Annotated in this window: 7 protein-coding genes and 2 pseudogenes; 5 read left to right on the plus strand and 4 right to left on the minus strand. The window is 69.3% G+C overall.

What is annotated here, in order from left to right:
- Positions 1 to 38: 38 nt before the first annotated feature.
- The 3 genes and pseudogenes from GUY60_RS03520 to GUY60_RS03530 form a co-directional block, all read left to right on the plus strand.
- Positions 39 to 410: an SAV_915 family protein gene (locus tag GUY60_RS03520; RefSeq protein ID WP_161693611.1), complete on the plus strand. Its 372-nt coding sequence runs from the start codon at positions 39 to 41 to the stop codon at positions 408 to 410.
- Complete coding sequence (gene lysA / locus GUY60_RS03525; RefSeq protein ID WP_161693613.1) at positions 407 to 1,741, plus strand: diaminopimelate decarboxylase; 1,335 nt, start codon at positions 407 to 409, stop codon at positions 1,739 to 1,741. Before GUY60_RS03520 ends, lysA begins: the two co-directional genes overlap by 4 nt.
- A gap of 84 nt (positions 1,742 to 1,825) precedes the next feature.
- Positions 1,826 to 2,323, plus strand: a pseudogene (locus tag GUY60_RS03530) (amino acid permease); the annotation flags it as partial.
- A 51-nt stretch (positions 2,324 to 2,374) separates the two neighbouring features.
- On the opposite strand, the gene GUY60_RS03535 reads toward GUY60_RS03530, so the two are convergent.
- From GUY60_RS03535 to GUY60_RS03550, 4 genes are all read right to left on the minus strand, one after another.
- Positions 2,375 to 4,780 (minus strand): tetratricopeptide repeat protein, encoded by a 2,406-nt coding sequence (locus GUY60_RS03535; RefSeq protein WP_312866169.1) that lies wholly within the window; start codon positions 4,778 to 4,780, stop codon positions 2,375 to 2,377.
- 119 nt (positions 4,781 to 4,899) lie between these two features.
- Positions 4,900 to 5,055 carry a hypothetical protein gene (locus GUY60_RS03540; protein WP_161693617.1) on the minus strand — a complete coding sequence of 52 codons (156 nt, stop codon included), beginning with the start codon at positions 5,053 to 5,055 and terminating at the stop codon, positions 4,900 to 4,902.
- A gap of 364 nt (positions 5,056 to 5,419) precedes the next feature.
- Positions 5,420 to 5,767 carry a hypothetical protein gene (locus tag GUY60_RS03545; protein ID WP_161693619.1) on the minus strand — a complete coding sequence of 116 codons (348 nt, stop codon included), beginning with the start codon at positions 5,765 to 5,767 and terminating at the stop codon, positions 5,420 to 5,422.
- Positions 5,768 to 5,972: 205 nt separating this feature from the next.
- A complete protein-coding gene (locus GUY60_RS03550; RefSeq protein WP_161693621.1) occupies positions 5,973 to 6,347 on the minus strand; it encodes a peroxidase family protein in 375 nt (124 codons plus the stop codon).
- 574 nt (positions 6,348 to 6,921) lie between these two features.
- Here GUY60_RS03550 and GUY60_RS39890 point away from each other — a divergent pair.
- Positions 6,922 to 7,113, plus strand: a pseudogene (locus GUY60_RS39890) (cold-shock protein); the annotation flags it as partial.
- A complete protein-coding gene (locus GUY60_RS03560; protein WP_161693623.1) occupies positions 7,110 to 7,865 on the plus strand; it encodes an alpha/beta fold hydrolase in 756 nt (251 codons plus the stop codon). The pseudogene GUY60_RS39890 and the gene GUY60_RS03560, both read left to right, overlap by 4 nt.
- Positions 7,866 to 8,691: the final 826 nt, after the last annotated feature.

An 8,691-nucleotide genomic window follows, 5' to 3' on the forward strand; every position in this document is an offset into this window, starting at 1 on the left:
TCTGTTCACCTCTCTCAGTGTCTCCGAGGAGGAGCACCATGGCAGATGCCCTGCCGTCCGACAGTCCCGAACCTCTCGAACGAGGCCCGGCCGGACCGTTGTTCGTTCCCGTCCGGCCGGGCCCCTCGGGATGTGCGGCCCGTCTCTTCCGTACGCCGCCCGGCGCCCGTACCGCCGTCGGCTTCACCACCGAGCGCCGCCTGGTCGGAACGTTGGGGCCGCGCCAACAGTGGGTCCGGCTGTCCGAAGCGGCGCTGCGCCGGCTCGTCGAGCCCGTCGGTGTCACGACTCTCACCGTGGACCCGCAGTTCGCGGCTCCCTCCGTCCGCAGCACCCCAATGAGCCCCGAATACGGGGCAGTTGCGCGTACGCCGGTTCGCGCTCTCACCCAGAAGGGGCTGGCCTCATGACCACGACGCATGTTCCCGTCCCTGCGCCCACGGACGTCGACGACCTGTCCGTCTGGCCCGCCTCGACCACCCGCACGCACGCTGGCACGGCAGTCGGCGGCGTACCGCTGGCGGAGTTGGCCGACCGCTTCGGCACCCCCGTGTACGTACTCGACGAGAGCGAGGTGCGAGCCCGCTGCCGCAGCTACCGGCACACCTTCCCGGACGCCGAAGTGCTCTACGCGGCCAAAGCGTTCCTGTGCCGCGCGATGGCGCACTGGGTCGAGGAAGAAGGGCTGGGCCTCGACGTGTGCTCGGCCGGTGAGCTGGAGTTGGCCGTGACCACCGGGTTTCCGCCCGAACGGATCCTGCTGCACGGCAATGCCAAGTCGCCGCAGGACCTGGAGGCGGCGCTGCGGCTCGGTGTCGGCCGGATCGTGATCGACAGCCCGTCGGAGATCGCCCGGATCGCGGCCGCCGTCGGCCCCGACGGCCGGCAGAAGGTCATGGTGCGGGTGGTCCCCGGCATCAGCGCGGGTGGGCACGAGAAGATCCGCACCGGGGCGGAGGGACAGAAGTTCGGCCTGTCGCTCAACGACGGCACCGCGCAGCACGCCATCACCCGCGTACTCGCCCAGCCTGGTCTCCAACTCGTCGGCCTGCACTGCCACTTGGGCTCGCAGATCACCGCCGTGAAGCCGTATCTCACCGCGGTGCGCCGCCTGGTGGGACTCATGGCACGCATCCGGAAGGCCCATGGCATGGTCCTGCCCGAGCTCGATCTGGGTGGCGGCCACGGCGTCGCCTACCGTCCCGGCGACGCGGCCCTCGATGTCTCCGCCCTCGCCGACCGAGTGCGGGCCGAGCTGGAGCAGAGCTGTGCGGCGGCCGGGCTCCCCGTACCCCGGCTGCTCATCGAGCCGGGCCGTGCCGTCGTGGGTCCGGCCGGGGTCGCCCTGTACCGCGTGCTCGCCGTGAAACGGACCGGTGACCGGGTCTTCGTGGCCGTGGACGGCGGCATGAGCGACAACCCTCGACCCGCGCTGTACGGGGTGCGGTACGCCCCGCTGCTGGTCGGGCGACGGTCAACTGCCCTGCCCTGTACGGCAGATGTGGTCGGCCGGCACTGCGAGGCGGGCGATGTGCTCGCCGCCGGGGTGCCCCTGCCCGGGGATGTACGGCCCGGGGATCTGCTCGCCGTCCCGGTCGCCGGGGCCTACCAGCTGTCCATGGCCTCCGGCTACAACCTGGTCGGCCGCCCGCCGGTGGTCGCCGTGGCCGATGGCAGGGCCCGGCTGCTCGTGCGGCGCGAATCCCTCGACGACGTCCGTGGTCGCGACGTCGGTCTGTAGTCGGCCTGCCGGGCGGGCGGTGGACGCCACACCCCCGCCCGGCAGCGCCACGCAGACCACATTCCAGCAGGTCATCCCCGTATCAGGACCCACCTGGGCCACCGCACCAGCCTGGTCGCCGCGGCATCCCTGGTACTCGACTACGTCCTGAACGTGGCCGTCGCCACCACGGCCGGGGTCGCGGCGCTCACGTCCGCGTTCCCCGCCCTGTACGACGACCGGCTCTGGCTGTGTCTGGTCGTCCTCGTGCTCATCACGGCCGTGAACCTGCGCGGCATCGTCGACTCCGCCAAGGCGTTCATCGCCCCGACCGTGGTCTTCGTCGTATCGATCCTGGTGATGATCGCGGTCGGTCTCTTCCGTGACGCTCCCGCCCCCACGGCGACGGCCGCCGGGCATGCCTCGGCGCTCGCGGACAACGCCACCAACGTCGGCGCGCTGCTCCTGCTGAAGGCGTTCGCCTCCGGCTCCTCCGCCCTCACCGGTGTCGAGGCGATAGCGAACGCGGTGCCGTCCTTCCGTGCCCCGCGCGCCCGCCGCGCCAAGGACGCCGAGGTCGCCCTCGGCGTGATCCTGGGTGTGGCTGGCGGCTGAACGGCGTTGCCTCTCGCCCCGGGCGCCGCCCGAGACACGCTACTGACCGCGCTGCCAGGCTAAGAGGCCCCAGAGGTAGTGGCGGGCGCGGGCAGTCTCGTGATGTTCGCTGCCAAGGAGACGCTCCCGGTCGGCCAGGACGCCTTCCGCCAGAGTGATGGCCTCCGTGATGCGCCCCGCGTCCGCGTAGGAGGTTGCGAGGTTGGCACGGACGTGGAGGGTGTCGAGGTGCGTGGGGCCGAGGAACCGTTCGCAGTCGGCCAGAACGCTTTCCTCCAGCGTGATGGCGTCCGCAGTACGCCCAGCCTGGTCGTAGTAGAGGGCGAGCTGATTGCGGGTGCGGAGGGTTTCGACGTGTGTGGGGCCGAGGAACCCTTCTCGTTCGGCCAGGACGTTTTCTGTCAGCGCGATGGCCTCCGTGATGCGCCCCACCTGGCTGTAGGCGGAGGCGAGGGTGGCTCGGCTGAGGAGGGTGTCGTGATGTGTGGGGCCGAGGAAGCGTTCTCGGTCGGCCAGAACGTTTTCCGTCAGAGTGATGGCCTCCGCGGTGCGCCCCGCGTCCCCGTAGGCGGCTGCGAGGTTGGCACGGACGCGGAGGGTGTCGGGGTGTGTGGGGCCAAGTAGCCGTTCTCGTGCAGCCAGGACGTTTTCCGTCAGAGTGATGGCCTTCGTGATGCGCCCCGCCTGGCTGTAGGCGAATCCCAGGCTTTCACGGGCGGTGAGAGTGTCGGGGTGCGTGGGGCCGAGGCGCCGTCTGCGGACGGCCAGGATGCTTTTCGCCAGGGTGACGGCCTCCGTGATGCGCCCCGTGTCCGCGTAACGGGTGACGAGGTCCGCGCGGAACCTGAGAGTGTCGTGGTGTTCGGGGCCGAGAAGTCGTTCGCAGTCGGCTACGACGCGTTCCGTCAGGGTGATGGCCTCCGTGCTGCCCCTGTAGAGATTGGCGAGGTTGGCGCAGGCGCGGAGGGTGCCGGAGTGCTCCGGACCGAGAATTGCGCGGCTGGTGACCGAAAGGCGCTTCCAGTATGCGATGGCCGTCGCCATCAGGCCGGTGCAGACCCAGCTGCTTCCGGCATGGAACAGAATCTCGTGGGCTTCCGGCCGCCAGAGGTGTTCACCGGTGTTCTGGTGGAGCTGGTCGATGTTGCTGCGCAGGGCGGAGGCCAGGGCGGGGTGGAGGTGATCAGGGTCGGGCCAGATGTCCAGGAGCGCATCGGCAGCCGCCTGTGCAAGGGCGCGAAGGGCGTCGTCCCCGAGGGGCTCGCGGGTGGCGCGGGCGGTGAGTGCGTGGACGCGTACGGCGTGGGGGGCTTGGCGCCGGTCGATGCCGATCAGCGCGTACCGGTGCAGGACACGCAGCACCGCCTCGGCCTGTTCGGCGGTGACGGGTTCGGACCGATGCGCGCCGTCCGGAGCGGGGGCCCGTTGTTCCGTGAGGTAGGTCAGGACGGCCGGGGTCTTCCACAGGACGTGGGGGTGTCCAGCGGGGTCCAGGAGTGCGGCGAGGCGGAGGGCGGGTCGGGCGAGGCCGACGGGCTCGGTGTGCTGGGCGACGTCGAGGGAGAGCAGCAAGGTGGTGGCGATTTGGCGTCCGTAACCCTCGGCATCGGCCTCTTCGGGGAGGAGCTGTTCGAGGGGACGGGTGCTGTCGTTGAAGAGGGCCAGGTACCGCGCGCAGGTGAGGTCCTGGTTGAGCATGTAGGCGGCGGCGTGCCCGAGCGCCAGCGGCAGACACCCGAGAGCGGCGGCCAAGTCGTCGAGGCCGTCGTCAAGAAGATGCTCGGCGCCGTCTTCGGTCAGGCGGGTACGGAGGTAGGCGGCGGCCTCGTCCGGCGTGTAGACGTCGACCTGGATACGGCGTCGCCCGTTACCCGTTAGGCGTGCGTCGTGGATGCGGGTGGTGGCCAGCACCCATCCGGTACCTGTCCGGCTGGACGGCCACCAGTCCTTCATGCCCGCCGGGTCGGTGACGTCGTCGAGGACCACGAGCCACCGGCGGTCCGTGGTGGCAAGCCACGACAGCAACGCACGCGCGTCCCGCTCGGGATCCTCGCCGGTCGCGCCCGGCGCGGAGACGAGAGCGGCTGCCTGTGCGTAGAGCGCGACGACCTGCTGCACCTCGCCCGCGTTCGCCCACACCACCAGGTCCGTGCCCGCGCGGATCGCCTCGTCGGCGTAGGAGGCGGCAAGCTGGGACTTGCCCACCCCGCCACCACCGGACAGGACCTGCGTCAGCACCGCCGCAGCCCTCTGCCCACGCGCGGCGTCGATCTGCTCCCGTAGTGCCGCACGTGGCTGGAACGCCGTGGCGAGGCCGGGGACGATGCCGATTTCGAGCGGCCACGTCACCTCACGGGCGGTCAGGTGGACGTGCGTCTGCCGGTAGACGTTCACCTGGCTGTCGGGGCCTATCGCGTTGTAGGACGCGTCCCCGCCCGCCGCCACACCACCGTCCCCGGCCACTATCCGCTCAGGCCCCCCGGAGGCTTGCCGGGCGGCGAGAGCCGGCCCCTCCGTGGTTCCAGAGGTCGCCTCGTCGCCCCGGCGCCGCCGCCAACGGGGGCTCATCGGCGTTCGCTGCCGTCGCCGAGGGCGTTGTCCCTCACGTCCCCGGCGGCGGCGATCCCGTCCCGCCCGGCCACGATCAATCCCACCGAGGCCCGTCCCGCCACGACGGCGACGATCCACGCGGTGGCGCGCGCAGCCCCCGAAACAGCCATAGCCCGATCCTTCCCCCAAACCCCGCTAGCAATCGAGTAGTTGACGATAACGCTAGACATGGCCCGCAGGCGGAAACCTTGCCAAGCGCCGCCAAAGGACGCACCAGCGCGCGAGCCCGCGCAAGCTTCAGGTGGCCACGCGCTCGCCGGTACGGGCGACACCCAACATGCGCCCCAAAGGACAGGGAGAGAAGTTCCGAGGAGGCCGTCCGCGCGGAATGCCAAGCCCTTCAACAACTGGCGGAGACGGTGCCCCGGAAATGACTGGCGTACGACTCGCGCGCGGCATGGGTACCGTCTTCAAAAGGTGCGCATGCCCCCGCCAGGCGAGATGCCCGCACAACTGCACCGTCCGCTACCGGGATCAGACCGGTCGGCAACGCGAGGAAAGCGGATACACCACCCAACAGACCGTCCGAGATCGGACCTCGGCGGGTACCTCGAAGGTCTGGTTCTGCCGGCTGCGCACCTGGAGTTGGTTGGTCTTCGTCGTGAACCGCAGGCGCTTCTTGTGCATCGTCACCTCCCCCTGGAGGTTCTTCATGCCGAAGTACAGGGTGTCAACGTCCCGGCCGTCGAGGGTCCAATCGTGCTTGGTGGGGGCGTGCTCTCCTTTGAAGGTCTGGGGATCGGCGGCCTGGGCCGGAATGGCGGTCAGCGGGACAAGGACAGCGAGAGCGGCGGCGAGGCCGCCCCTGATGTTCTTGATCACCTGTCGGTGAACCTCAAGATCTGCTGAGCGTTGTAGGACGTTGCGCGCGGAATCCCTCGATCGGCAGCAACTCCCTGAACAGGAACGAAAGTGCCGCCAGCACGCGCACCGAACTCCGCTGGGCCCGCCCCGGAGCACCGTCCGGCGAGGTGCATTGCCGGGCATCGGGGCCCAGGCGGGAAACTCGACAAAGGCCCCAGTCGACTCACCCGTGGGTTGCGAGAGCGTAGAAAGGCGCGTGCCCGTCTGCGGTGAACACCGCGGCCTTGGGCTGCATCATCACTTCGCCCCGAAGGTCCTTTGCGCTGGAGTGCAGCCGATCCGGGTCCGTGTCCGACGCCTCGCGATCGGTCAGCAGGATCGAGCCATCGCAACCCTGAACGAAGCAGTCATGGAAGTGCAGTCGAGACGTGGGCCCCTTCGGGGTGGCACACGTGAGGATGATGTCGCCGTCAGTCGTCGTCCCGAACGTCGCGCAGCTCAACGGCGGCTCATCCTGGGCTTGGGCAGGCGTAGCAAGGAGCCCGCCAAGGATCGCCGCGGCGCTCACGGCCGCCACACGGAAGGTCATCGTGTTCATGCAGTGATGATCAAGAGCATTGGTACGCGTTGTGGCCGACACACTCCGGCTTTGCCCATACGGCCGAGTTCGTCAGCCGACCTGCCCCACGTCGAGGACGCGAGCAGCCCGCTGAGCAGCACGTACACCGCCCACGGTGATGTCCTTGGCCGTCCTTGAAACCGCCTTCGATGCCCGCGAGGGCTCCTCTCGGTGAGGCGCCGGCCCACGGCTGGGCCCGCGCAGTCGTCCTCCAACGTCCCGAACGCTCTGGCCCGGCATCGGAGCAGCACTCGGTGCGCGGCGACCGAGCGAGCGCAACAGTGCTGTTCGCAGTGGAGCCCGGACCAGCTCGGCGAACCCGCTGCGGGCGGTCCTGGATCCGGCTCCTGGGTTGCCACAGCAGCGGCTCCGGTTCGCAACTCCCGCCAGGGGAAAGGATCAGGAGCCGGGGCCGCGGGCCACGGCCGGCGCACGCGTGCGCACCACGGCATGAACAAGAGACGAGTACGCACGGCGCAGGACACCGTGAAGCGGTTCGAGGGCGAGAAGGGCTTCGGCTTCAACTCCCCCGGACGAGGGAGGCGCCTACGACTTCGTCCACTCCTCCACGGTCGTCGGCAGCGGCTTCAGCAACCTGGAGGGGAACCAGCGGGTCGAGTTCGAGATCCCTCAGCGTGCCCGTGAGCCGCAGGCGGACCAGGTCCGCGCCTTGCAGCAGGAGGGACCAGACGTCCCTCGTACGCACACCTCAAACGCCACCACTACTGGAGGAACCGCACCATGAGCATTCCGCACCGCCTGATCGGATCCGGCGACCACAAGGTCCTGGTGCTCCACGACTGGTTCGGCACCAGTGCAGGCTGGGGCTCCTTCCTGGACTACCTGGACGGCGACACCTTCAGCTACGCCTTCCTGGACTACCGCGGCTACGGCAACCGCACGGACATCACCGGCAGTTACACGCTCGCCGAGATCGCAGACGACACCCTCGCCCTGGCCGACGAGCTCGGCTGGGAGCGGTTCTCCCTCGTCGGCCACTCCATGGGCGGCAAGGCCATCCAGCAGGTCCTGGCCGAGGCCCCCGACCGGGTGCGCAAGATGGTCGGTCTCGCGCCCGTCCCCGCCGGGGCATACCCGCTGGACACCGACGGCGAGGCGCTCTTCTACGGCGCCGCCCAGGACCGCGACAAGCGACTGGCCATCATTGACCTGGTCACCGGGCAGCGGGCGAGCCGGGTATGGGTCGACCTGATGGTCGACCGCTCCCTTGAACTGTCGACGCGTGAGGCGTTCGGCGGCTATGTCAAGGACTGGGTCACCGCCGACCTCACCGACCGGATCGCCGGCAACCCGGTCCCGGTCAAGGTCATCGTCGGCGAGCACGATCTCGCCCTCACGGCCGACGTGATGCGCGGAACCTGGCTCGCCCACTATCCGAACGCGGATCTGGAGGAGATCGCCAACAGCGGCCACTACCCGATGCACGAGACCCCGGTGGCGCTGGCAACCTCGCTCGAAATGTTCCTGCGCACCTGAACCCGGCTGATCAGCGGGCCAGTTCAGGACATGCCCGATCCGTCGGCACGGCGGCGGCCTACCCGGCCGTCGAGTCAACGCGTCAGGCCAGGAGTGGAGCCGCTGAGCGGAGCCGATGACCGGTGGTGTGGCGGCCGGGGTGTCGTGGCCGAGGTTCAGGACCGCACGGCGGGGTTCCCTGACGGTTAAGCGGCGTGACGCGATGGGCGGTGACATCACGGCCGTTGGTGGACGTACATACCGGATTGAGGGAGGGAGACGTCGCCACGACATCACCAGGCCCACCGCCGGCTGACGAAGTGACAGGCCACGTCTGACCTGCCGCCGCCTGAAGCCCCTCGTATCCGCACCGCACACAGGCACCGGCCGCACGGCGAGCTCGTGAACCATGGAACGACGAGGGCTTCGACGGCAAAGTCGTCGGAGCCCTCGTTTCCATGTCCGGGCGCCGCGGAGAATGCGATGTGGGTCGAGGCCGAGAAGGCCGACACCGCAATCGAAGCGAACTACGCGAGGGAAGGTACATCGATCCGACTGCAGGCAAGTAGGCCCTCAGGACGTTCGCGGCTGGCCTTAAAGCTGACGCACCCGCCCTGGGACAGCGGCGAGGCCGCTGTCCCAGGCTCCTTTGCGGTGCGACGCCGACATACTGAGTGCGATTTACAACCAGCTGCCCGAACACGGGTAGCCGCCGCACGTCGATCGGGACTGCTGGATAAGTTGCTCGCCCTGCAAGATGAGCTGCTCTCCGGTGTCCTCAAGCTTCTGACCGGCTTCCCTTTCTTCCTCGGACACGGTCTGGCCACTGCCGGGGTTGGGCGGGGTG

Source organism: Streptomyces boluensis (assembly GCF_009908195.1).
GTDB lineage: Bacteria > Actinomycetota > Actinomycetes > Streptomycetales > Streptomycetaceae > Streptomyces > Streptomyces boluensis.

Bases quoted from the DNA above. Each gene is read 5' to 3' on its own strand.
- GUY60_RS03520 (WP_161693611.1), top strand. From the start codon at position 39: ATGGCAGATGCCCTGCCGTCCGACAGTCCCGAACCTCTCGAACGAGGC.
- lysA (WP_161693613.1), top strand. From the start codon at position 407: ATGACCACGACGCATGTTCCCGTCCCTGCGCCCACGGACGTCGACGAC.
- GUY60_RS03540 (WP_161693617.1), bottom strand. From the start codon at position 5,055: ATGGCTGTTTCGGGGGCTGCGCGCGCCACCGCGTGGATCGTCGCCGTC.
- GUY60_RS03550 (WP_161693621.1), bottom strand. From the start codon at position 6,347: ATGAACACGATGACCTTCCGTGTGGCGGCCGTGAGCGCCGCGGCGATC.
- GUY60_RS03560 (WP_161693623.1), top strand. From the start codon at position 7,110: ATGAGCATTCCGCACCGCCTGATCGGATCCGGCGACCACAAGGTCCTG.